The sequence below is a fragment of the Paenibacillus selenitireducens genome (assembly GCF_002021565.1).
GTDB classification, from domain to species: domain Bacteria; phylum Bacillota; class Bacilli; order Paenibacillales; family Paenibacillaceae; genus Paenibacillus_K; species Paenibacillus_K selenitireducens.
In genome coordinates, this window is the sequence record NZ_MSZX01000001.1 from 545,561 (window position 1) to 569,619 (window position 24,059).

23 protein-coding genes and 1 pseudogene are annotated in these 24,059 nt (G+C 44.9%); 21 read left to right on the forward strand and 3 right to left on the reverse strand.

Annotation, left to right across the window (positions count from 1 at the left end; genetic code table 11):
- Nucleotides 1–226 precede the first annotated feature (226 nt).
- From BVG16_RS02450 to BVG16_RS02500, 11 genes are all read left to right on the forward strand, one after another.
- The gene (locus BVG16_RS02450) at nt 227–571 is read left to right on the forward strand and encodes a DUF4234 domain-containing protein (RefSeq protein ID WP_078496936.1); all 345 of its coding nucleotides are present in this window, start codon (nt 227–229) and stop codon (nt 569–571) included.
- Between the two features lie 2 nt (nt 572–573).
- Nucleotides 574–996 (forward strand): DUF2752 domain-containing protein, encoded by a 423-nt coding sequence (locus BVG16_RS02455; RefSeq protein ID WP_078496937.1) that lies wholly within the window; start codon nt 574–576, stop codon nt 994–996.
- Nucleotides 997–1,560: 564 nt separating this feature from the next.
- Nucleotides 1,561–2,463, forward strand: coding sequence for a phosphogluconate dehydrogenase (NAD(+)-dependent, decarboxylating) (gene gnd / locus BVG16_RS02460; protein ID WP_078496938.1), 903 nt, complete (start codon nt 1,561–1,563; stop codon nt 2,461–2,463).
- A 103-nt stretch (nt 2,464–2,566) separates the two neighbouring features.
- Nucleotides 2,567–3,238 carry a GntR family transcriptional regulator gene (locus BVG16_RS02465; RefSeq protein ID WP_078497265.1) on the forward strand — a complete coding sequence of 224 codons (672 nt, stop codon included), beginning with the start codon at nt 2,567–2,569 and terminating at the stop codon, nt 3,236–3,238.
- 89 nt (nt 3,239–3,327) lie between these two features.
- Entirely contained in the window at nt 3,328–4,689 is a 1,362-nt protein-coding gene (locus BVG16_RS02470) for a GntP family permease (RefSeq protein WP_078496939.1), read from the forward strand.
- A 49-nt stretch (nt 4,690–4,738) separates the two neighbouring features.
- Nucleotides 4,739–6,286, forward strand: a complete 1,548-nt coding sequence (gntK, locus tag BVG16_RS02475) for a gluconokinase (RefSeq protein ID WP_078496940.1) — start codon at nt 4,739–4,741, stop codon at nt 6,284–6,286.
- A gap of 112 nt (nt 6,287–6,398) precedes the next feature.
- Nucleotides 6,399–7,742 carry an MFS transporter gene (locus BVG16_RS02480; protein ID WP_078496941.1) on the forward strand — a complete coding sequence of 448 codons (1,344 nt, stop codon included), beginning with the start codon at nt 6,399–6,401 and terminating at the stop codon, nt 7,740–7,742.
- Nucleotides 7,743–7,921: 179 nt separating this feature from the next.
- Complete coding sequence (locus tag BVG16_RS02485; protein WP_078496942.1) at nt 7,922–9,103, forward strand: cation:proton antiporter; 1,182 nt, start codon at nt 7,922–7,924, stop codon at nt 9,101–9,103.
- 106 nt (nt 9,104–9,209) lie between these two features.
- Nucleotides 9,210–9,908, forward strand: a complete 699-nt coding sequence (locus BVG16_RS02490; protein WP_078496943.1) for an ABC transporter ATP-binding protein — start codon at nt 9,210–9,212, stop codon at nt 9,906–9,908.
- 13 nt (nt 9,909–9,921) lie between these two features.
- Nucleotides 9,922–11,148, forward strand: coding sequence for an ABC transporter permease (locus BVG16_RS02495; protein WP_078496944.1), 1,227 nt, complete (start codon nt 9,922–9,924; stop codon nt 11,146–11,148).
- Between the two features lie 116 nt (nt 11,149–11,264).
- Nucleotides 11,265–11,669 (forward strand): DUF2871 domain-containing protein, encoded by a 405-nt coding sequence (locus BVG16_RS02500; protein WP_078496945.1) that lies wholly within the window; start codon nt 11,265–11,267, stop codon nt 11,667–11,669.
- Here BVG16_RS02500 and BVG16_RS02505 read toward each other — a convergent pair.
- Nucleotides 11,659–12,894 carry a helix-turn-helix domain-containing protein gene (locus BVG16_RS02505; RefSeq protein ID WP_233146881.1) on the reverse strand — a complete coding sequence of 412 codons (1,236 nt, stop codon included), beginning with the start codon at nt 12,892–12,894 and terminating at the stop codon, nt 11,659–11,661. The genes BVG16_RS02500 and BVG16_RS02505 overlap by 11 nt on opposite strands.
- Before the next feature lie 127 nt (nt 12,895–13,021).
- On the opposite strand from BVG16_RS02505, the gene BVG16_RS02510 reads away from it, so the two are divergent.
- Together BVG16_RS02510 and BVG16_RS02515 are read left to right on the forward strand one after the other, a co-directional pair.
- Nucleotides 13,022–15,283: a glycoside hydrolase family 3 C-terminal domain-containing protein gene (locus BVG16_RS02510; RefSeq protein WP_078496947.1), complete on the forward strand. Its 2,262-nt coding sequence runs from the start codon at nt 13,022–13,024 to the stop codon at nt 15,281–15,283.
- Between the two features lie 80 nt (nt 15,284–15,363).
- Nucleotides 15,364–15,960: a nitroreductase family protein gene (locus BVG16_RS02515; RefSeq protein WP_078496948.1), complete on the forward strand. Its 597-nt coding sequence runs from the start codon at nt 15,364–15,366 to the stop codon at nt 15,958–15,960.
- Between the two features lie 133 nt (nt 15,961–16,093).
- On the opposite strand, the gene BVG16_RS02520 is transcribed toward BVG16_RS02515, so the two are convergent.
- Complete coding sequence (locus BVG16_RS02520) at nt 16,094–16,660, reverse strand: VanZ family protein (RefSeq protein WP_198957404.1); 567 nt, start codon at nt 16,658–16,660, stop codon at nt 16,094–16,096.
- Between the two features lie 75 nt (nt 16,661–16,735).
- Between BVG16_RS02520 and BVG16_RS32690 the strand changes: the two genes are divergently transcribed.
- The 8 genes and pseudogenes from BVG16_RS32690 (at nt 16,736) to BVG16_RS02555 (ending at nt 22,822) form a co-directional block, all read left to right on the forward strand.
- A complete protein-coding gene (locus BVG16_RS32690) occupies nt 16,736–16,882 on the forward strand; it encodes a hypothetical protein (protein WP_158081604.1) in 147 nt (48 codons plus the stop codon).
- Nucleotides 16,834–17,223, forward strand: a pseudogene (locus BVG16_RS02525) (transposase); the annotation flags it as partial. The gene BVG16_RS32690 and the pseudogene BVG16_RS02525, both read left to right, overlap by 49 nt.
- A gap of 312 nt (nt 17,224–17,535) precedes the next feature.
- Nucleotides 17,536–18,051, forward strand: a complete 516-nt coding sequence (locus BVG16_RS02530; RefSeq protein ID WP_078496949.1) for a cohesin domain-containing protein — start codon at nt 17,536–17,538, stop codon at nt 18,049–18,051.
- Between the two features lie 117 nt (nt 18,052–18,168).
- Entirely contained in the window at nt 18,169–20,076 is a 1,908-nt protein-coding gene (locus BVG16_RS02535; protein ID WP_158081605.1) for a DUF5050 domain-containing protein, read from the forward strand.
- A 33-nt stretch (nt 20,077–20,109) separates the two neighbouring features.
- The gene (locus BVG16_RS02540; RefSeq protein WP_078496951.1) at nt 20,110–20,838 is read left to right on the forward strand and encodes an SDR family NAD(P)-dependent oxidoreductase; all 729 of its coding nucleotides are present in this window, start codon (nt 20,110–20,112) and stop codon (nt 20,836–20,838) included.
- Between the two features lie 156 nt (nt 20,839–20,994).
- Nucleotides 20,995–21,600: a TetR/AcrR family transcriptional regulator gene (locus tag BVG16_RS02545; protein WP_078496952.1), complete on the forward strand. Its 606-nt coding sequence runs from the start codon at nt 20,995–20,997 to the stop codon at nt 21,598–21,600.
- Nucleotides 21,601–21,697: 97 nt separating this feature from the next.
- Nucleotides 21,698–22,159, forward strand: a complete 462-nt coding sequence (locus BVG16_RS02550; RefSeq protein WP_078496953.1) for a GNAT family N-acetyltransferase — start codon at nt 21,698–21,700, stop codon at nt 22,157–22,159.
- A gap of 3 nt (nt 22,160–22,162) precedes the next feature.
- Nucleotides 22,163–22,822 carry an HAD family hydrolase gene (locus BVG16_RS02555; protein WP_078496954.1) on the forward strand — a complete coding sequence of 220 codons (660 nt, stop codon included), beginning with the start codon at nt 22,163–22,165 and terminating at the stop codon, nt 22,820–22,822.
- 2 nt (nt 22,823–22,824) lie between these two features.
- On the opposite strand, the gene BVG16_RS02560 is transcribed toward BVG16_RS02555, so the two are convergent.
- Entirely contained in the window at nt 22,825–24,012 is a 1,188-nt protein-coding gene (locus tag BVG16_RS02560) for an ROK family transcriptional regulator (RefSeq protein ID WP_078496955.1), read from the reverse strand.
- Between the last annotated feature and the right edge of the window lie 47 nt (nt 24,013–24,059).

Genomic DNA, 24,059 nt, shown 5'->3' on the forward strand with positions numbered 1-24,059 from the left:
TCAATTACACTATAGCATAGCGTGCTACGGAAAGACAAGGCATAAAAAAGGTAACCTGTGATGATGATTCATATATCCTCGTAGCCGGAGCAGAATGCTCGTTTTCGTCGGCTACCATCGATTTAATGAAGCGCAAACACAGCCGAAAACGTGAAATGTATCCCACCATTTCAGATGACCCTATGATATAATCGTATAGATTTCATCAAGGAAAGGATTGGGAATTATGGTGCATAACAGAAGTATTGGACTAGCTATTGTTTTATCGTTCATTACTTGCGGATTTTACGGTATTTATTGGATGTACAAGATTTTTGAAGAAACGAGAATTCTGAGTGGGGACCGTGAGGGAAGTGCTGGACTGGATTTAGTTCTTACGATTATAACCTGCGGGCTCTATGGATTCTATGCGGTATACCGGGCGAGCAAACGGTTATACGAGGCAGAATTGGCGCAAGGAAATCCCTATGCAAGCGATGAGTCGGTTCTTATATTGATTGTGTATATCTTTGTTTCGGTCATTTCGCTAGCCATTATTCAATCGAAGATTAATAAAATGGTAGGGTATTAAGGATGATCCTTGGGAAGCCGATCGAGAAATCACGGTATTTTCCGATACTCGTATTCGTTGTCGTCGGGCTGTTAAGCCTCTTGGCGAATGAATTCCTACATGAGAGTATTTGCTTATTCATGCGGGTCTTTGGGGTGCCGAGTCCAGCCTGCGGAATGACAAGAGCTTATATGAGTCTCATGCAGGGAGATATTCGAGGGGCTTTTCAGTTCCATCCGTTGTTCTGGATGCCTCCGTTGATTTGCCTCCTTGCGTGGTTTCGACGATTAAGCGACCGTGTCGTTTACATCTGTTTGTTTCTATTGCTAAGCGTATGGGTCATTCGGTTCGTCACGATGTTCCCGCATCAGATTGAGCCTATGGTATATAATCCGCATGCAGTCGTTCCGACCATCCTTAGAGAAATTGTGAGGTTTTTGAATTAGCCTACAGCCTTGCTGTAGGTTTTTTTAACATTCTAGAATTTATTAACTTTTCGAGAGATTGCCGAAATCAAATTAGGGTGCAGGGAACAGAGCGAGAAATGAACGGACACAGGAGACCTTAATTATGCCAAAAGCACTCAAAATACAGGGTGAAAGGACACAGTAGCTCTTATCATGCTAAACATAAGCTATATACTCATGATTCGAAAGGAATAAGGGTATCTGAGTCCGAAAAATGGCAAATCTATGAGCATAGCAAACAATAAGGTCTCTCGTGTCCGTTATGCACAAAGAGCTTATTTAATTTGTCAAAATTTCGTATCTACGACAGCTGAAACGCAAAACACCAACCCACCTTCCTATCCACCGACGTGTTCTTTTCGATGATCGTTATGTTTGCGAGTTAACAGTAAGAAGAAGCTACTCATTCCTAATAAGTTTTAGAAACAGTAGCTTTTGTTTTGTAAGTTACCAAAATTATAGGTTTACAGATGGGAAAGAAAGCGCTATGATATATAGCATAACTTGTATACAAGTATACATGTGGACAGAAGGGGTGATCCAATGAAGTTAGGCATGATTGGCCTAGGTAAAATGGGATTCAATCTGGTACAAAATTTGCTTCATCATCAACATCAGGTCGTAGTGTATGATGTGAATCCAGAGCCAGGACAGAAATTATCCGAGCTCGGTGCCGTACCCGCGACGGCTATAGAAGAATTAGTATCTCAGCTAGCAAGCCCGCGTGTTGTGTGGGTGATGGTGCCAGCAGGCAAGATTGTGGATCAAGTGTTGGATACCTTAATTCCGCTGCTATCGCAAGGAGATATCGTAATTGACGGAGGGAACTCTCATTATAAAGAGTCCATAGCACGAGCAGCAAAGCTGAAGCAGCATGGCATTCATTTCTTCGATGTGGGAACCTCGGGAGGAACCGAAGGGGCAGCGCAAGGTGGTTGCTTCATGATTGGCGGCGATCGGAATGTATTTCCTGCCATTGAGCCTTTATTTCAGGGTATGGCTGTGGATCAAGGCTATCTATATGCAGGCGAAATCGGCAGTGGTCATTTTCTCAAAATGGTTCATAACGGGATCGAATACGGTATGATGCAAGCGATTGCAGAAGGCTTTGAAGTGTTATCCAAGAGCCAATATGATTACAATTATGAAGATGTTGCACGCGTATGGTCGAACGGATCGGTCATTCGAGGCTGGTTAATGGAATTAACGCAGAATGCCTTCTCGAAAGATCCGAAGTTAGACAGTATCCGCGGTGTCATGCAGAGTTCAGGCGAAGGCAAATGGACGGTAGAGACAGCGCTTGACTTGCAAGCGAGTACGCCGATCATCGCAATGTCCTTGTTGATGAGATATCGTTCATTAGAGACGGACACGTTCAACGGGAAGGTTGTTGCGGCGCTGCGTAATGAGTTTGGCGGACATGCCGTCGTGCAGAATAACGAATAAGTACAAAACTCCAATGGAATCGTAGGGCCATACTATGCTAAAATCGTTAATATTGATGAAAAATAGGGCCAGAATACGATTTACATAGGAGAGTTGAATGATGATGCGTTATCCTTCTGCATGGTTGCAGGGCATTTCTTTAGGAGAATCCATTGCCTGTGAGCTGCGATTACAGATTATTAATGGAACCATTAAACCGGGCGAGGTCATATCCGAGAACCGAGTGGCTGCTGATTTTGGCACCAGTCGATCCCCGGTAAGGGATGCCTTGAAAACGTTGTCAAGCGAAGGTCTCATTCGGCTGGAGCGCATGGGCGCCGTGGTTATTGGGCTTAGCTTGCAGGATGTTGAAGAGTTGTACGATGTACGTTATATTCTCGAGAGCTTTGCGCAGCAACGGCTCGCTACAGGAAATCATGACGCATTATTTGCGAACTTGAAGCAAATTATAGATAAGATGGAATTGGCGGTTAAATATCAGGATATTGTGGAATTTTCCTATTTGGACTTTAGTTTTCATGAAGCCATGGTGACGGAAGCTCAGCATACAAGAATTTTGCATTTGTGGAAGAGCATTCGTAATATCGTATTGACCGTGATGTTGATTACGACGGAAGAAGTATTCACCGAAGGTGAAGCAAAGCTTCGTATGGTCATCGATAAACATCGAGGGGTTCTGGCTGCATTAGAATCGAAGGATGTTGCAATGATTCAGAAGGTTGTTCAGGACTATTTTGCAGATTCGCATCAAACGCTTCACATCAGTATCCCGTAAGGTATGAGGAAAAAACTTCTCATATCGTGATACTTTAACTTGTCGACAAGTATACAATATTAACTCCACGAGATAAGGAGACATTCATCATGAATAGTATTTTTGGTCTTAGTCATAACATGACATTGATCATTTGGGCATTGCTCGCGATTGTTTTTCTAGTCGTGCTTATTGCGAAATACAAATGGAATCCATTTGTTACGCTGTTACTTTCTTCTCTAATGTTGGGGTTCTTGGCAGGAATGAAGCCTGAAGAAATCATTAAATCTATCACCGGTGGTCTGGGAGGTACCTTAGGCACCATTGCGATCGTGATCGGGCTTGGGACCATGCTGGGTAAAATGATGGCCGAATCCGGCGGCGCTGAGCGTATCGCGACCACACTCGTCGATAAATTTGGCGAGAAACGCGTGCATTGGGCGATGATGGTCGTTGGCTTTATTGTCGGAATTCCCGTATTCTTTGAAGTAGGAATTATTCTTCTTATTCCTATCGTGTTTATCGTGGCGCGTAAAACAAAAATGTCTTTATTACAAATCGGTATTCCGATTCTTGCCGGACTATCGACCGTGCATGGACTTGTTCCGCCGCATCCGGCACCGATGATTGCGATTGAAGCGTATCATGCGGATCTAGGCAAGACGATTCTGTACTCATTAATCATTGGTTTGCCTACGGCGATTATTGCAGGCCCGTTATTCGGTAAATTCATCGGGAAACGTGTTCTTGTAGAGCCGCCAGCGCAGTTAGCGGAACAATTCGCGACGAGCGAAGGACGGAAGCTTCCGGGCTTCGGTATTACTTTATTTACGATTTTATTGCCGGTTATTCTGATGTTAATCGGATCCGTTGCCAGCATTGTAGATCCAGCAGGAACGAGCTTCCTGACACAGTTCAGTGAATTTATTGGCCATGAGATTATTGCTTTGTTAATTGCCGTTGTATTCTCATTTTTCTCACTTGGGTTTGCAAGAGGTTTTTCGAAAGAGGAAGTATCGAAGTTTGCCAGTGAATGTCTAGCGCCTGTCGCAACGATTATCTTAATCATTGGGGGCGGCGGTGCATTTAAGCAAGTTCTAATTAATAGCGGCGTAGGCGGTGCGATTGCCGAGATTGCTACGCAGGCGAATGTGAACATCATCTTCTTCGCTTGGTTTGTTGCTGCACTGATCCGTGTGGCGACTGGTTCAGCCACGGTAGCGATGACTACGGCAGCCGGCATTGTAGCACCTGTCATTGCGCTAACACCCGGAGCAAATGTTGAACTTGTTGTTCTCGCGACTGGTGCAGGATCTTTGATTCTGTCGCATGTGAATGATGCTGGCTTCTGGATGGTGAAGGAATTCTTCAATATGACGGTTCCACAGACGTTAAAATCTTGGACAGTCATGGAGACAATCCTATCCGTGGTTGGATTAATATTCATTCTACTGCTGAGTACGGTCGTATAAATTCAGTTCATGTTATCCTGCAATACAATGATGAAAAGAGGTTTATCCAATGAATCAACTGAACTATATGATTGGTGTTGATATTGGAACAACGAGTACCAAAGCTGTTCTATTCGAAAAAAATGGGAAGGTCGTTACCAAGGCAGACCAGGGTTACCCTTTATATACACCAAATTCCGCGGTGGCGGAGCAAGATCCGGAAGAAATATTTCAAGCGGTGATGTACACCTTGAAGCAGGTGATGCTGCAAAGTAACGCTAAACCCGAACAAGTGCTGTTCGTATCCTTCAGTTCAGCGATGCATAGCGTAATTGCCGTGGATGCGGATGGCAAACCACTTACGAAATGCATCACATGGGGAGATAATCGCAGTGCGGCTTGGGCTGAACGTCTCAAACATGAATTCAATGGTCATGAGATTTATCTGCGGACAGGAACACCGATTCATCCGATGTCCCCGCTGCCGAAGCTCATGTGGTTGCGGCACGATCACGAAGATATTTTCCAGAAGACGAGCAAGTTCATTTCCATTAAGGAATATATTTTCGCAAAATTATTCAATGCGTACGTCATTGACCATTCCATTGCGTCTGCAACGGGGATGATGAATTTGAAACAATTGGATTGGGATGAAGAGGCCTTAGAACTTGCCGGGGTTAGAAGAGACCAGCTATCGACATTGGTGCCTACGACGCATGCGATGCGCGGAATGAACGCTGTCTTCGCGGATGAGCTGGGACTTGACGTCTCGACGCCATTTATCGTTGGCGCAAGCGATGGCGTTCTATCCAATCTCGGTGTGAATGCCATTCAACCAGGCGTGGTTGCAGCAACGATTGGTACGAGCGGCGCAATTCGAACCGTTGTCGATCGTCCAATGACAGATCCCAAAGGACGAATTTTCTGTTATGCATTAACCGAAAAGCATTGGGTCATCGGCGGTGCTGTGAATAACGGTGGGATGCTATTTCGTTGGGCAAGAGATGAATTCGCGGCCTCGGAAGTAGAGACGGCCAAACGTCTGGGGATCGATTCATACGACTTATTAACCCAAATTGTATCCAAGGTTAATCCTGGGGCAGACGGATTGCTATTCCATCCTTATTTGACGGGTGAGCGTGCACCGTTGTGGAATTCCAATGCACGCGGCTCCTTCTTCGGCTTAACGATGCATCATAAGAAAGAACATATGATTCGCGCCGTATTAGAAGGCGTCATATTTAACCTGTATACGGTTCTGCTCGCCATGGAAGAGCAAATTGGGCGCCCGACGAAGATTCAAGCTACAGGCGGGTTTTCCCGCTCGCCATTATGGCGTCAGATGATGGCGGATATTTTTGATCAGGAAGTTGTCGTGCCAGAGAGCTATGAGAGTTCTTGCTTGGGAGCGGTTGTGTTGGGGCTCGTAGCCATTGGTGAAGCAGAATCCTTCGATATTGTATCTCAGATGGTTGGCGCAACACATGAACACAAACCAATTGCCGCGAACGCAGCGATCTATCACCAGCTCCTGCCGATTTATATTCAAATTGCACGGAAGTTTAGTGAAGAATACGAAGCAATATCAAGATTTCAGCAACAACATATACAAGCGTAAGGGTGAACCGCTCCTCGATTTATTGGGGGGCGGTTTTATTGTTTGGTCAATTCCAAACATCTGCGTATAATAAAATAGGCATTGGATTCATAGGAATAGGAAGGTATACCATATGAACGATAAAATCGTTATGCCGGTCTGGACGTTCGGCCTATTCATCGTGGTGATGAATACGACCATGTTTAACGTATCCATTCCAGGTATCATTCATGATCTCCACATCTCAGCGGATTTGGGTTCATGGATCATTTCAAGCTACTCCATTGGTTATGCCCTATCGACGATCATTTACAGCAGACTATCCGACAGCGTACCGATTCGAAGACTTGTCGCCGTTGGCCTATCCATCTTAGGGTTATCTTCCATGTTCGGCTTGTTCGTAACTTCCTTCCACACCTTATTGGCAGCGCGAATTCTACAATCTGCGGGGGCGGGTACCATGGCGGGTCTTGGGCTTGTGCTTGCGAGTCGATATATACCGTATGAGCGACGCGGAAGTGCCATTGCATTAATTTCAGCCGGGAGTGCCATGGCTTTCGGTCTTGGACCTATTGTCGGGGGGATCATTAGTGAATATTTTGGATGGAACGGACTGTTTGCTGTAACGTGTCTCGTTCTGATCCTACTGCCCATCCTTATTCGATTACTGCCGAAGGAGGAGCCGAAACCATTTACCTTTGATGTGGCGGGAGCGGTGTTGACGGTGTTAAATGCGGTCACCTTATTGACGGCTGTAACCCAACGGTCTCTGCTCTGGTTCTTGGCAAGCGTGCTGACCTTTGCCGTCCATGGATGGCATTTGCAGAAGTCTAAGGAAACTTTTATTAACGTTGAACTCCTAAAGAACCCATCCTATTTGAAGTTATCTGCTGTAGGGTTTTGCATCCTCGTACTCAATTTAGGAAATTTGTTCTTAATGCCGCTGGCGCTCTCGCATCTATTCGAGAAATCACCGCTTGTGATCGGGATGATGATTGCACCCGGGGCGATTCTATCCGCATTTCTGACGCGATTCGTTGGCCAATGGATTGACCGATACGGCAATCATCGATTTTTATTGATTGGGCATGGCATGCTTGCAGCCGTTATGGCCGTGTTCGCATTGGATCTGGTCAGTTCACCGGTAATTATCATGATCGGTTATATTTGCTTTGCGCCTGCCTATTCAGCAAGTATCTCAGCACTCAATAACGAAACATCACGAATCTTGCCTAAAAAACGGATTGGCTCCGGCATGGGACTCATGCAGCTCATCCAATTCTTTGGCGGTTCCATCTCTGTTGCATTATGCGGTCTTTTACTAGCGGTACAGACGAAAGTGTCCATAGGGACAGCGTATCAACATGTGTACCTCATTCTGTTCTTCATTAGTCTATGCTCCCTTGGTGTATTGTTCTGGTATCGTCGTTCGACAACCCGAGGAAATCTCCAGGGAAGCGTCGAGTCTGCCTCTTAGCAGAGCAAACGGATGAGGAATTCGATGGTAAAGTATTGCTTCGATCTTCAAAATCTATTATAATAAAAACTAATAATTAAATAATACGTGTAATTGTTTTTTCGGAGGAGCCTGCCAACAAGGGCTCCTCTTTGTCTTTTTTCAGAGAGAGAAATCATCAAGGAAGTGGGGGGAATCATATGGAAAGTGTACTATATCTTGTTTTAATCCTATTGTTTACGAAGGTGGCAGGAGATCTGTCGGTACGAATTGGGCAGCCGGCTGTATTAGGTAAACTTATAGTAGGGATTGTGTTAGGTCCTGCGATATTAGGGTGGATCAGCGGGGATAGCAGTTTTATCCATGAAATCGCGGAGATTGGCGTGCTGCTGCTCATGTTCATAGCAGGTCTCGAGACAGACCTCGATCAATTGAAGAAGAACTGGAAATCTGCATTTGCCGTTGCCGTGGGGGGCATTATTCTCCCATTAATTGGGGGATATAGCGCTGCGCTTGCTTTTGGGTTTGAACAAAGTTATGCCTTATTCTTTGGGGTTCTGTTCTGTGCGACTTCAGTCAGTATATCGGTTCAAGTACTGAAAGAGATGGACCAGCTGAATTCAAGAGAAGGCACGACGATCCTCGGAGCTGCCGTTGTAGATGATGTTCTTGTTGTCATCTTGTTAGCCTTTATTATGAGTATTTTAGGTCAAGGTTCGGATGTGTCGATGGGACTTCTCATTGGGAAGAAGATCATGTTCTTCGTCATTATTATTGCAGCCTGCTTGTGGTTGGTGCCGCTCGTTATGAAGTGGTTCGCACGTCTAAAAGTAACAGAGTCTGTCATCAGTGCAGGTCTCATTATTTGTTTCTCGTTCGCTTATTTTGCAGAGTGGTTGCAGATGGCAGGCATCATTGGCGCTTTTGCAGCAGGAATTGCCGTATCGCAGACACCGTTCAAACATCAGGTTGAAGAAAAAATCGAGCCGATTGCCTATTCGATTTTCGTACCGGTATTTTTCGTAAGTATAGGGTTGAATGTATCGTTCGAAGGGATTGGCAGTCAGATTTGGTTGCTTATCGTGATCACGCTCATGGCGATTGTGACGAAATTGTTGGGCGGTTGGTTAGGAGCGAGATTAACAGGTTTCAACAACAAATCTGCGTTAGCCATAGGTTCAGGGATGATATCGCGGGGAGAAGTAGCACTCATCATTGCGGCTACAGGATTACAATCGGGGTTATTGCAGCAAGAGTATTTCACATCTGTCATCATCATGGTTATCATTACGACCTTAGTTACGCCGCCGATGCTGAAGATATTCTTCAGCTCACCAAGCGCTGCCCAAGACAGCAAAACAGAAAATGTCGTGGATATGTAAAATGACAAAGCCTACAGGAAACAATTCTGTGGGCTTTTATCTTGATGGCTGGATCTTGATGTGTTGATCAAGAAAAAGTACACTAAATGAACAGAGGAGGGATACCGTGACTGTATTAGACGTTCATATTGAGGAAGCAGGGTATGAAGCAAGCCATCCCCAAATCCATGATATTCAATTTCAAGTGAAAGCCGGAGAATTAGTCGGTCTGATCGGACCGAATGGAGCCGGAAAAAGCACAACATTGAAGGGGATCATGGGGCTGCTCAAATTTTGCAAAGGCGATATTCGATTTATGGGAGAGCAGAAGACGTACGCTTATATACCGGAGAAACCCATCATGTATGATGCCATGACCTTATGGGAGCATCTAGAGATCGCAGCTGCGGCGTATCAGTTAACTACAGAAGTATTTCATACACGAGCAACGGAATTATTACAACGTTTCCGCATGGAAGAAGTGAAGCATCAGCTGCCATCCAGCTTCTCCAAAGGGATGCAGCAAAAGATGATGCTCATTATCGGATTCTTAACCAAACCGGATGTCTATATTGTGGACGAGCCGTTCGTGGGCTTGGATCCCAGGGCAACGAAGGATTTTTTAATGATGCTGCACGCTGAGCGGGAGCGAGGTGCGGGCGTCCTCATGTCAACGCATGTATTGGATACCGCGGAACGCATTTGCAGTTCTTTTGTTCTCGTGAATGAGGGAAGCATTGTAGCCCAAGGAACTTTATCGGAAATTCAAGCACGAAGCGGGATAAGCGACGCGACGCTCTTGGATTGTTTTGATGCGTTGACGTGAGGTGGAGCAAAAAATGGATATGAATGCTTGGAAGTTAGGATGGAGACGACTCGAAGACCAGTGGCGATATCAATATCGGGCTTTGCGCAGCGCGGTGGATTGGACCGTGATGTTATACATCATTCTTCCGGGTCTATTCTTCGGAATTCGCGGGTATTACTCTTTGTGGGCTGAAGGATTGCCGGGTTGGATCTTGCGGATTCCTTTCACGGTTCTTGTGGTGGCATGCTATCTGTGTGTTCGAATGGGAAGTATCCGTGTATTGGTGGAAGAAGGCGATGCGCTTTTTCTCAGGCAGAAGAAAGAATGGGTATACAAATTGACGCTCATGGGTTGTACATACAGTATAATTCTTCAAGTACTTAGACAAACCGTATTATGGGTTATTTTACTGCCGATATTGATTCGTGTATTTGGATGGGGTTATGAGCAATGGGTTATGGTCTTATTCTTCAATATCATGGCCTCCGTCCTCTGGTCGTTCGTCCAGAATAAGATAAACATTTCATTTTCGGGATGGCGACATGTTCTGATGGGTACACTTTTTACCGTCATTGGAGGGATGGGATATACCGTTCTTATGGTGACATATGCTGAACAGGAGCGAATCCTGATTTATGTGAGTATGCTGCTTCTTCTCTTGAACGGCTTGTTTTGCTGGCGGAGGATAAAGAATATCCATTCGTTCGAAGGGGATGTTCGGGAAGAAGGGAAACTCCGTATGAAATGGACGGCCTTCTTGCTTCGTGATACGCTCGATCGCCAACCATGGTTCCGTACGCGCCGGCCATTATTATTCCGCAGTTCGAATCATCTATTCCGCAAGCGGGATACGCCCCAGGTTCTTGCCGAGTCGAGTGTGAAGTCATTGTTCCGCATGCCGGTGCACATAAAATTGATGGTACAATTCTGGGTTGTGGGGACGGTCGCAGTCCTATTAACGCCGGGAATGTTGAAAACATTCGTGTGTGTCGGATTAATTGCGCTGCTGATGTATTGGATGAACGGGGTATGGAAGCAATTTATCGCAGCCGATTATTTGAAGCTGTTTCAGTGGGAAGAGAAGGTTGTACTGTCTGCAAAACCAATGGCGATATATGGGATGATGCTTCCATTAATGTTATGGTTCGGGATGGTTAGCGGCGGGCTGCTATTCGGGTGGATCGGCGGTATCGTTGCACTTCCGCTATGCGCTGCAGCCGGTTGGGTTGCGGTGAAGCGTTTGATTGTCTATCTGTAATTTTGTGTTGTATCTAAAGCAGCTAACAACGCATCTGTAACCCATTGTTCATGTTGCGTTCATATTCCTCCAGTAAGCTAAAGACATACAGAAACTTGCTGGAGGAGTGGTTGTTGATGAAATTAAAATCACTGCAGTGGACATCCATGATTTATGCCATATTAGGATTAGTGGCAGGTGTGTTCTATCGTGAATATACGAAATGGAATGACTTTGACGGGCAGACGTTGTTAAAAGGGCTGCATACACATATTCTTGTGCTCGGATTTATGTTCTTCTTACTTGTCTTGATATTGGGTAAATTGTTCGAAGTCCACAAGGCGAAGTCATTTAAGGGATGGTTCTGGGTCTACAACATCGGGTTCCTGCTTACTCTCGCAACGATGGTTGCACGTGGTATCGGACAAGTCAAAGGACTAGAACTTCCTGGATTAAGTCATGCTGCTGGTATGGGGCATACCATTTTAGGCGCTGGACTGATCTGGCTGCTGATTTTGCTCGGCAAACGCATTAAGGAATAAGTTGTCGCTGCTTCCGGTATTGCTTCGGCGTCATCCCGGTGTATTTTTTGAACACTTTAGTGAAATAACTCTGATCGTGAAATGTAAGACGCGAACAGATTTCGGATAAGGGGAAGTCGGAGAGGGTAAGCAGCTCTTTGGCTTCCTCTATTCGTTGTCGTTGAATGTATTCGCTCACCGAGATACCTACTTCTTTCTTGAACCGTTGTGAGAGGTAGTTCGCATGTAAATTTGTGATTTCAGCCAAGGTGGTTAGGGAGATTTCCTCATATAAATGGTTAAAAATATAGTTTTGGCAACGGGATATGGCTGCAGATACGTTAGGCAGCTGACGTGCATGCACACGCTCCGTAAAGTCAACAAGTGCAAGAACAAGAGCTTTTTCAACGTCATTCTTTTCTTTTAGCTCCTCGATTTGCTGAATATGTAAGTCGCTTAAGGAGTAAGCTGCTTCCCAGAACAATCCGCCTTCTATTGCAGCCCTCGTCGCAAGTGTAATTGCTGTAATCGCTAAATTTTTGTAGCTGCGAAGATGGCTGCGCTTGGAGAGCGTTCCCATCTTTTCGTCCGATAGCAAGGGAAATAATCGTAACAATTCCTCTTTTTTACCTTGCTTGATCAGTTGAAACAGCATGGCTTCATGCGTAGGATCTTGATGGAAATGACGAAGCTCCCGACGCTCAGCGATCGTCTTACGGAGATCATCGCCGCTCTGGATTGTAGAATCTTTCGGATGGGCAGCTATAATGACGTCATGAAATTCGAGGGTCTTCCCATAAACTAGAAAATGCAGCAATAATGCGGCATGAATAAATTGTTTATTACTCATCTGAGGTACTTGGCGGTAATAGGCTGCCCATTGCTCCTGTTCACGACGGGGAACTTGAAAATCATGAAATAGATTCTGCATCGTCTCTTCTGACAATAAGCTAGGGATTGTAGGACCCAATACAATCATCCCTGGATTTTTCCCGGGATCTTGGACCTGCATGACCACGTAATATTCCAAAAAGTTCGTAGAACAGAGAACGGGCTTACTGCCGGGATCGGTATCATGAATGAAGTAATCGAATACTGCAGAGATATCACGGAATCGTGGATGCAGTTGAAAAGAGGAAGGGAGAAACATAGACTCTGTCGCTGTCGAATTCCGATAGCCAACAGGGATGCGGAACGTTTCATACAGCATGCTGCTCAGGTAACGTATGCCCTTTGTTGTATACATCGAGGTCAATGAATCACACCACCTTACAAAAATACCAAATGTATTATGAGAATACCATAATCGGTTTGTTGATTCCAGTAACATGTTAGTAAGCATTAGGTTGATAACATTGAAGGAGTGATATGAGATGCGTAAGGATATCCAATCTATCATCGATCAAATGACGTTAGAAGAAAAAGCAGGGTTATGTTCCGGTTCTGACTTTTGGCATACGAAAGGTATCGAGCGTCTCGGTATACCATCTCTCATGGTTACTGACGGACCACACGGGTTAAGGAAGCAGCAAGATGGAGCCGATCATCTTGGATTGCACGATAGTGTCCCAGCGACTTGTTTTCCTTCGGCTGCAGGCATGGCAACATCATGGAACCGAGCATTAATACAAGAAGTTGGCGCAGCTCTTGGCGCAGAAAGCCAGGCTGAGCAGGTCAGTGTCCTGCTAGGGCCGGGCGCAAATATTAAACGTTCACCCCTCTGCGGCAGAAATTTTGAATATTTCTCAGAGGACCCGTATTTATCGTCAGAGTTGGCAACGCAGCATATTCAGGGCGTTCAAAGTCAGGGTGTCGGAACATCGTTGAAACATTTTGCAGCGAATAATCAGGAGCATCGGAGGATGTCTGTCAATGCCGTGATAGATGAGCGGTCTCTCCGCGAAATTTATTTGGCAAGCTTTGAAGGCGCTGTCAAGCATGCTCAACCCTGGAGCGTGATGTGTTCCTATAATCAAGTGAATGGGGAATATGCGTCCGAAAATTCGTTTTTGCTGACCGAAGTGCTGCGGAATGAGTGGGGATTTCAAGGATTTGTTGTATCTGACTGGGGAGCGGTGAATCAACGGGTTCAGGCGTTACAAGCTGGTCTGGAGTTGGAAATGCCTTCAAGCGCAGGGATCGGGGATGCTCAGATCGTTGAAGCGGTGAAGAAAGGCGAGCTTTCGGAAGAAACGTTAAACGTTGCTGTGGAGCGATTGCTTACCTTTATATTCAAAGCGGTCGAACATCAGAAAGACAATGCCGCATATGATCAGGAAGTGCATCACCAATTAGCGCGGCGTATGGCTCAGGAGAGTATGGTGCTACTCAAGAATACGGATCACATCTTACCGCTCCAGAAGAAGGGGAAGATTGCCGTGATCGGTGAGTTCGCTGAAAGCCCGCGTTATCAAGGCGGCGGAAGTTCACATGTAAATCCTACAAAGCTAGACCAGATATTGAACGAATTGAAAGCAGCGGCGCCAGAAGCTCAATTGCAATACACACAAGGTTATGCGTTGGCGACCGACGAGGTTGATGACATGCTTATCACACAGGCCAAAGAGGCGGCGGTGAATGCAGATGTTGCAATTTTGTTCGTTGGGCTGCCGGATCGGTATGAGTCTGAGGGGTATGACCGTACGCATATGTCGCTGCCAGCCAATCATCTGGCCGTCATCGAAGAGGTTGCAAAAGTACAGTCCCGTGTCGTTGTGGTGCTTAGTAACGGTTCGCCGGTCGAAATGCCTTGGTTAGATCAGGTTCAAGCCGTGCTTGAAGGATACTTAGGCGGTCAGGCATTCGGAAGTGCGGTTGCAGATATCCTATTCGGAGATGTGAATCCTAGCGGGAAGCTGGCGGAGACCTTTCCAGTCCAGTTAAGCGATAATCCGTCCTATCTGAATTTCCCAGGTGAGGGAGATACGGTGGAGTATAAGGAAGGTATTTTTGTCGGGTATCGATATTATGACAAGAAACAGCTTAAGCCGTTATTCCCATTTGGTTACGGGGTGAGTTATACGGAATTTGAATACAGCAACCTGCAAGTAGACAAAACAAGCCTGACGGATCAAGATACACTCCAAGTACGTGTAGATGTGCGAAATTGCGGAGAACGTACGGGAAAAGAAATTGTGCAATTGTACGTTTGCGATGTTGAGAGCCGTGTCATTCGGCCGGATAAAGAGTTAAAAGGCTTTCAGAAGATCGAGCTGGAGCCTGGTGAACAGAAGACCGTTGCCTTTACATTGGATCGGCGCGCTTTCGCATATTACAATGTGGAACTCGGGGATTGGCATGTGGAGAGCGGAGCTTTTGAGATCCTCGTCGGGAAATCCTCACAAGATCTGCTCTTAACAACGAGGGTCGAAGTGGAATCAGCAGTCCGTCTGCATACGGTCATTCATCGGAACACTACAATTGGAGATTTAATGGATCATCCGGCAACAGCCGAGAGAACAAAGGAAATGTTAAGTCACTTTGGCATGGGAGAAGCGCTGAAGGATAACCCTGAGATGATGCTGGCGATGATGAGATATATGCCATTACGTGCTTTGATTGGTTTCGGGCAAGGAAAATATACTGAAGAGATGCTTGCCATGAACATTCAGCAGTTTAATTCGCTTCTTGCGTAAGAGGGAGTTAAAAACGGGAAAGTTGGGAACTCTGATCTTGAACGTTAAATTAGTGAAAAGATCAAGAGGAGTGGACAGGTGTGACAGATTTCGTTACGGCAATTCAGGGAAGACGAACTTATTATGGAATTAGTAAAGACTCCGTCATCGGCGACGATCGGATTCAAGAAGTCGTAGGCGAGGCGCTTAAATACACGCCATCTTCCTTCAACTCCCAAAGTGCCCGTGTTGTGGTGTTATTGCAGGAACAACATAACAAGCTATGGGATCTGACCAAAGAAACCTTACGCAAAATCGTACCTGCGGATAGCTTCGGCCCAACAGAAGAGAAAATGGAATCCTTCAAGAGCGGGTATGGAACCGTATTGTTCTTCGAGGATCAATCGGTAATTCAAGGCTTGCAGGAGAAATTTGCCTCGTACAAAGATAATTTCCCAATCTGGTCCCAACAATCATCAGGGATGTTGCAATATGTTGTGTGGACATCGCTCGAGAAGGAAGGATTAGGGGCGTCATTACAGCATTACAACCCCTTAATTGATGAACAGGTGAGTAAAGAATGGAACGTACCCGCAAGCTGGAAGCTGATTGCCCAAATGCCTTTCGGCAAACCGACAGCTCAACCTGGGGAGAAGCAATACCCGCCTGTAGATCAGCACATGAAGGTATATAAGTAGGGAAGCTTTCACAAGAAAATCGTATGCAGGATCAAGTCATGTACCCATGGCTTGGTCCTTTTTTGTGTAGGCGTTTCGACAAAAGTACCTCCAACCTATATAGGGAATCATCTTGCATACGCAATAAAGATATTCAGAGGCGCAATCTCACCATAAATAATAAATATAATAAAACAGGTAATCCTATTGCTGATAGTATTGTAATTGCAGTACGTACTTTTTTCACATCTCGTAATATAAACAATAAAAACTTATACCCTAAAATACCAACTAATCCACCCAAACCATTCAAAATTATGTCATCAATGTCTGATGCTCCAATGCCTAAAAGCCCCTGAATGATTTCAATAAATAAACTCACCATGAATATAAATAGCAGATTGGTTATTACTCTTTTATCGTTTTTGAATAATGACAAATATGTGCCAAGAGGAATAAAGATAACTATATTGCCAACCACATTAGCAAAAGCGAAATTTTTTATAGTGGCAGAGTTGTTAAATATATATTCCTTTATACTATAAAAAGGAATGAGATTGATTGACCTATCAAATGTCCTTTGGCTATTTAACAAATCAAAAAGTGAAACTCTTGATAAGAACAATAATTTAAATAAAAAAAGTATGTAACAAATGAAAACTCCATATAAAAAGACTTTTTCAATTCTCTCTTTTTTATTCATAATACTTCCATTTTTCATTTCTTCCCGCCTATTCTTCATCAACTCGGTAAAATCGTTTGTACCCCTACAAACCAACCGAAAGGTGACGACACTATGAAAAAGTCTATCACGATTCCATCTATCCTTCAATCCGTATTAACGCCTGAAGAAGTCGCGCTCGTTGTCCAAACGATTGGTTATAAGGATAGGGCTCGCTACGCCGCCAAGTCGCCCCAAATTCATCTGTCCTCCGGGATCTGACCTGTCAACTGGGCACGCCACAGTGTTGTTCGGTGAAGCGTCACCGTGTAGTCATCTTTCGTGATTTTGAAGGTAGAGAAATTCGCGTTGTTACCGATTTGATGGGTGTTACGGCTGAACAAATCGCGCTGATGTACAAAGCACGTTGGCAAATAGAGGTATTCTTTCGCTGGATCAAGCAACACTTGAACATCCCGACGCTATTTGGCACAACGGAAAATGCCGTCTATGGCCAATTGTATACGGCGCTGATTGTCTTTGTGCTGCTCAAATGGCTGTTTTATGGTGCAAAGCACGCTTTTCCCCGTCATGCAGAGCTTTCTTTTATTCACTTTACTCGCTTGCTGCTTGTCGATGATGGGTCTACTGGAATTACATATTTTGGCTATTCAACAGGCCTGAGATATAACATAAGCTTTCAGTGTCCTCGGGGAGTAAGGCAATGTCGCACGCAGCTCCCAGCGCGCGGTGAGGCGTTGCATGACGGAGGCGGTTCACCACGATTTTCGACAAATATTGCGCGGGAAATGATTCGATTTGTATAGGATTTTGTAGAATTATCATTGATCATGGAGGAATGAAGCGGTATACTGAAATAGTAATATTTGTAAGAATGGAACGAAGCAAAAAAACGACTCAGGGGGAGCATGATCATGTTACTATTCAGAAGCAGACGAACGAAGTTAATTACGTTATGTTTCATTTTTGTAGTCCTGTTGTTGTTAGCCATTCAACCGATGGTCGTCGCTTCAGCGGGTGGGGTAGAGGCAAAATTGAAGGGACCTGGTGCAGCTAAGGTGGGACAAGCTTTTGAAACACGATATGAGGTATCCCATGCATCCGAAGTCTATGCTCAAGATGTGACCTTTACCTATGACGCGGATCATTTAGAATTTATATCAGCAAGCACGACCGCTGACGGGGTCCAGATTATTCAACAATCCAAGAAGGATGGCAGCATTCGGTTCATTATGGCGAGCTTGAATGCGGAAGATGCCGCACGATCAGGCGATAAGTTGGTATTGACTTGGAAAGCCAAGTCAGCGAACAAGCAATCCAACACCGTCATTACAGTGAAGGAAGCGACGATTGCGAATAGTGACGGGGAAGAAACGAGAGTCGAAGGCGTTACATACAAGGTGAAGATAAAGGATAAAGAAAAAGAATAAAAGGATCAAATCATGGGTATGATTTGGTCCTTTTATTCTTTATAGGAAGATAATAGAAACTTATGACCATGTGTCGCGTTAATATGTATGTGTTTGGAGAGAGGGAGAGATGCAATAATGGTGAATAAGTTAAGTTGGATGTTAATAGCGTTGTTATTATTCGTTCCATCGATCGCAACTGCATCAGATGCTTCCAACGTGCATAATGCTATGCCGGCGCTCGAATTCAGTGGTTATGAGACTTCTAAAGTATTGGATGATCAACACCGTCTTTTGATTAATAACGGCTCGGGGAAGATACGGAGTTTGGATCTTGAAACGCTTCAACCCTCATGGGAGAAGAAGTTCGATTCCGTCTACGATGTTCGGATATTGCACAATCCATCCAAGCTTATCGTCCTTGCCAAAGATCAGGGTAAATTGATGAAGTTCACGCTAAGTGTAGAGGGTAACATATTGTCGCAACAAGAAATAGCGAATCCGAGTGTCCGAACATGGATGAAACAGACCGAATCTCTGCAAATCAGCTGGTCGCCCTCCACCCCCGTTTCAAAAGAAAGGTTGGCAATTTATTCGTCCGGTTCGGTATTTATTTATGAATATCCTTGGAAGACACCGCCGTTGAAAATCGATGTGAACGTAGCGCCTAATTCATCTTATGAAGATGTCTTAACGCAGGAGATTCAACTGGAATGGCCTTATCTCGTTGTCAAGCATCAGGGAGGAGCTTTGATGCAAGTACAGGATTTCTATACCGTCTACCATGCAGTCACGAAGAAGAAAGTCGATATCCTGATGGATCGGAACACATCAAGCGATTTTACGATGGAACAAGGAGCATTGGTGGTGAATAGCTCGAGTATCACACCAGGCCCCGGCGGAACATTATCTGCCCCCGGTAATTTGATCTATGGAAGGTATGATCTTGCAACAGGAAAATCGATTTACGAAAAAAGAGCGGTTTTTCATAACAATGAAACCTACTGGAGCACGAAATATGATCATCAACAACTTCTACTCTTGGATTCAGATACGAACACATTGACGCAATTCGATCAGCAAGGACGTGTTCTCTCAAGCGTGAACATCGAGAAGGCATGGTCTTATTCGGGAATTCTTTGGTTTTATCAGCAGAATTTTATTTTGACCAAACGGTCTGACGATGGAATCACACTGGAACGTATTCCTGTGAATACCGATATCATCGTTACAGAAGGGAAACATCAACGAGGAAACTCAATTGGTAATATCAATAATGGAGGTTATTATGCATCCGATAGCGATTGGGTGTATTTCACGGATTTTTCATCCAATGGGAACATGTTTAAGAAGAAGCTTGGCAGTTCGGAGAGAACGAAGGTAAATGATGATGAACATGTGCAAGGTATTAATGTTTTGCAAGGTAAGCTCATCTATACGAGTAATGATCGATTAACTAGTGCGAACGTGGATGGGACGGATCAACGAGTACTAGATACGAATGCATTTCATGTGTCGGTTGTTGGGGACTGGATCTATTATACGAGAGGAACGATTCAGGGTGGTCAAATCTATCGGATGAAAATGAACGGAAGTGCTAAGCAAATGATTGCGGATCATTCCGTTTCCACTTTAGCGGTTACAGCGAATGCCATTTACTATACTATAGATTTTAGCAAACTCATGCGTATGGACCTTGACGGGAGTAACAAGAAGAAGCTGCTCACAGGGATGATAAGTGACGTGAATGTGCAGGATACGCAGCTATATTTTAACTACAACAAGCAGTTGTATGCGATGAATCTTGATGGTACGCAATTAACAAAAATCAGTGAGCATGACGCGCGAGATATCAATATCGTCGGCGATTGGATCTATTACAGCAATCATTCGGATTATAGCAAGAAGCTGTATCGAATGGATGTGAATGGACAACACGAACAAGTGTTGAACACCGACAAAACCTTTTACATTCATGTCATCGATAAAACATTGTATTATTATGCTCCAGTGTTCAAGAGGTATAACGAATATATCTTGTCATAGAAATCGCATCGATTATATTGAAGGAGGCCAAACATGAGCAGGCGTCATTTTATCATTACGGGTACATCGCGAGGAATTGGGGAGCAATTGGCGAAGCTGCTGTTGGAAGCTGGATACGGGGTGCACGGCATTGCCCGCGGACATTCGGAGGCACTTATAGAATATCCTCATTATCGTCATATAAATTTGGATTTAAGCCAGGTAGGGGATATCGAGCCGGCGTTAATCGGGATTTTCGAACAGGTCGATATGTCAGGTTTGGATATGTTGTGTCTCATTAATAATGCGGCGATGCTGGAACCGTTAAAGTCGATCGAGCTGTGCCTTCCCGATGAGATTCAGCAGCATATACAAGTCAGTTTGGTTGCGCCGATGGTATTGACCTCCTGTTTTATTCGTCATACGGAAGGTATTCACACGTGTAGGAAAATTATCAATATATCCTCCGGTTCTGGAAAATATCCTGCTCCAGATATGAGCGTATACAGCGCCGGCAAGGCAGGGGTAGATATGTTCACGCAATGTGTGGGTATTGAACAAGGCAACCGTCTTCGTCCCATTGAGATTATTGCGGTTGATCCGGGGATGGCGGATACGGAAATGCAACGGATCGCGCGGAGCAAGCCAGGATTTGAAATGTCCCAATTCTTCCAAGAAGCGTATGATAACGGTCAGTTACAGAGTACGGAGATGTTAGGTCAACATATTCTGAATATAATTGAGCGGAACTATGAGTCAGGTAAGTTGGTGCAGGTAAGATAGGAGAGGGAATTGCTGAGGACATCAACACCGCTCTAGACGCTGGTGTGGGTGTCTTTTCTTTGTGCGTAGGATTGATTTTGCTGTGTGTTTTGATATAATCTTACCAATCGGTAAGTAAAACGTTCGAACAATATCATAGCAATTGAGGTGCAGTCGATGTCGAGTTCACAATCCACACAACAACAAATCGTCGAAGCAGCTTTTCAGCTGATCGCGCAGCACGGGATCGATAAGACCAGTCTATCGATGATCGCCGCAGAAGTCGGCATCTCGAAGCCAGCGATCTATTATCATTTTGCATCCAAAGAAATTCTAATTGACTACTTATTCAATGAGACGTTCAAAGACTATAACTTTAGCTCGTATTTCACGCTTGAGGATTTCACGGCAGAAAATTTCGAAGATTTGCTCGTGGAACGAGGAATGCAAATGCTCCCCCATGAAGATAAGGATTATTACGTTTTACGCGTGTTGAATGAATTTCTACAGCATGTGAATCGAAAAGAAAAATACTATGCGCAAATTCTTCACATGCAAGAAGACTTCTTGCAGGGATTCTCAGATCTGCTGCACAGAGGTGCAAATCTAGGTGTCATCGCTCGAGAGAATACAACGGCAAAGGCCCATATGCTCGTGATGGTGATAGACAACATGAGTAACTTTATGCTCATGGGATTCAAGCTGGGGTACCGTGAAATTTGGACAGAAGCGGTGAAAGGTGTCATGCGGCACAGCGATAATCATGGAAGTGCAGTCGGATGAACACCAACCCGATCTTCACATGATTCATCAACGCTCGTTGGCTTCTCGGCTGCGTGATTTTATGAAAATAAACGTAAGAAAGTGAGGAACAGCTAGGATGATCCAAGTTATCTCTTTGCAAGATCGGATGGACCGGATTGAAGAAATCGTTCAGTTTTTTTGGGATCAATGGGGTACAGCAACGAACTTCAAGTTTTATCAGGATTGCATGCAACACGCTTGTATGACGGAGAGCAGCCTGCCTCGATTTTATGTGGCGATGTTAGACGGGAAATTCATTGGCTCATATGCCTTGCTCCGAAGCGAATTGAATAGTCGGCAGGATCTAGAACCCTGGTTCGGCTGTTTATACATATCTCCTGAATTTCGGGGTCAAGGTCTCGGAGAATTGCTGCAAAACCACGCTTTTGAACAAGCGCAACTGGCTGGGTATGATCATATGTATTTATGCACAGATCTTGAAGGTTACTATGAACAGAATCGATGGGAATATCTTGGTGAGGGGTACATGTTTAACGGAGAGGCGACGAGAATCTATCAGAAATCGAAAGGAATGTAGCGAATGCTAAGAGCCATCATTTTTGATCTGGACGGGACATTGTTAGACCGAGATACGTCTTTGCTAGACTTTATTTACAAGCAGTATGAACGAGTCACTGCCTTTCATCATGTGGATGTTCAAGATTATGCAGAGAGATTCATCGCACTAGATCAGAGAGGCTACGTATGGAAAGATAAGGTCTACCAGACGCTCATCGAAGAATTCAAGGCGAATATAACCTGGGAAGAACTGCTGCAAGATTATACGGAAAAGTTCCAATATCATTGCAAAGGGTTTCCGCATCTGGTGGAAATGCTAGACTTCCTGCGGGCTCAGGGAATGAAGCTTGCGATCATTACGAACGGATATGAGGAATTTCAAGCGAATAATATCCGAGCGTTGGGCATCGAAGATTACTTTGATGTGATCATGATTTCAGAACGGGAGGGGCTGCGTAAGCCAGACCCGGAAATCTTTCGAAGAACGCTAGAACTACTTGGTGTTACTGCTGAGGATTCTATATATGTGGGAGATCATCCGATCAATGATGTTGTCGCGAGTCGAAAGGTTGGCATGCAAGCCATATGGAAAAAAGACCTGTATTACGAGCAACCCTCGGAAGCGAATTGGGTTATCGATCATTTGCTGGAAATCCGAAAAATTGTGAGTGAAGTGCATTAATTTCACTCACAATCCCACGCTTTACGCACCATCACGGCTGCGCCTGTTGCTACGGCGTCTTCTTTTAGGATCCCCATCGAAAATGTTGGCTGATAATCCGGCGCGTAATAGATATTTTTCCGGGTTACTTGAATGACCGTATCGTAGACCGAATGATCAGCATTCATGAAGGGTCCCCCAACAATAACGCGCTCCGGATGAAGTACGTTAATGAGATTGGCCAGACCAATCCCTAAGTATGCCCCTGTCTGATGGAACAAATCGGTAACCAACCGATCACCGTCAGCTAGTGCAGAAAGAATGATATCGAAATGAATGTCCTCCGGCGCATAAGGGTGAAGCGACGTATCTCGGCCGAGCTTCACTTGTGTGCGGACTTGCTTCTCAAGTGCAGGAATGGAGGCATACGCTTCTAACGCCCCGTAGTTGCTGCCTTCTTGCAATCGCGTTCCGTCCGTTTGAATAATCATTTGACCGAAGGAACCCTCCAGATCAAATGCCCCTCTGACAATTTGCCCATCTGACATCATAGCTGATCTTAGGCCTACTCCCGCATGAACATAGAGCATATGCTTAATCTGCTCTCCGCGCAGAGCCCAATGCTCCCCGATCAGAGCCGTGTTCGCGCCATTCTCTAAGAAGGATGGAATTCCTGTTTGTGCCGTAAGTTGTTCACATATCGCGACGTCTTTCCACCCATCCGCTGGAAAATGCAGCGGATTTAATATGACGCCATCGGTCTGATCCAACGGTCCGACGGCACCAATCCCTACGCCGATGACTTGGCTCGGTGCGATATGATGCTGTTGAAGGATAGATTCGATTTGATTGGCTGCATGGTGGATAAGTACATCCGGCGTCATGGTCGCATCCATTTTCCAACGGACATGTGCGATTTGATTTAGCTGAAGATCATAGACAAAGATGGAGGAGCCAATCCGTGAAATCTCAAAGCCTATAATATAGCGATGGATCGGGTTTACGCGATATAGAATGGGTTTACGTCCGCCCGTAGAGCTCCCGAACCCCGAAGCTTCCAGTATCCCCTCGGTCGTCATTTCATCTAATAACCGGGTAAGGCTGCTGCTTGTGACATCGAAGACTTGCAGGAGCTCTCCCTTGGATACGGTGTCCCGGGACGCAATAAAATCAAATATGAGTTTTTTCGTAGTCGGAACAGCATAGCTCATGATTTCACCTCAATTATCCAAGTATTCAGGTAGGATATATTAGTATC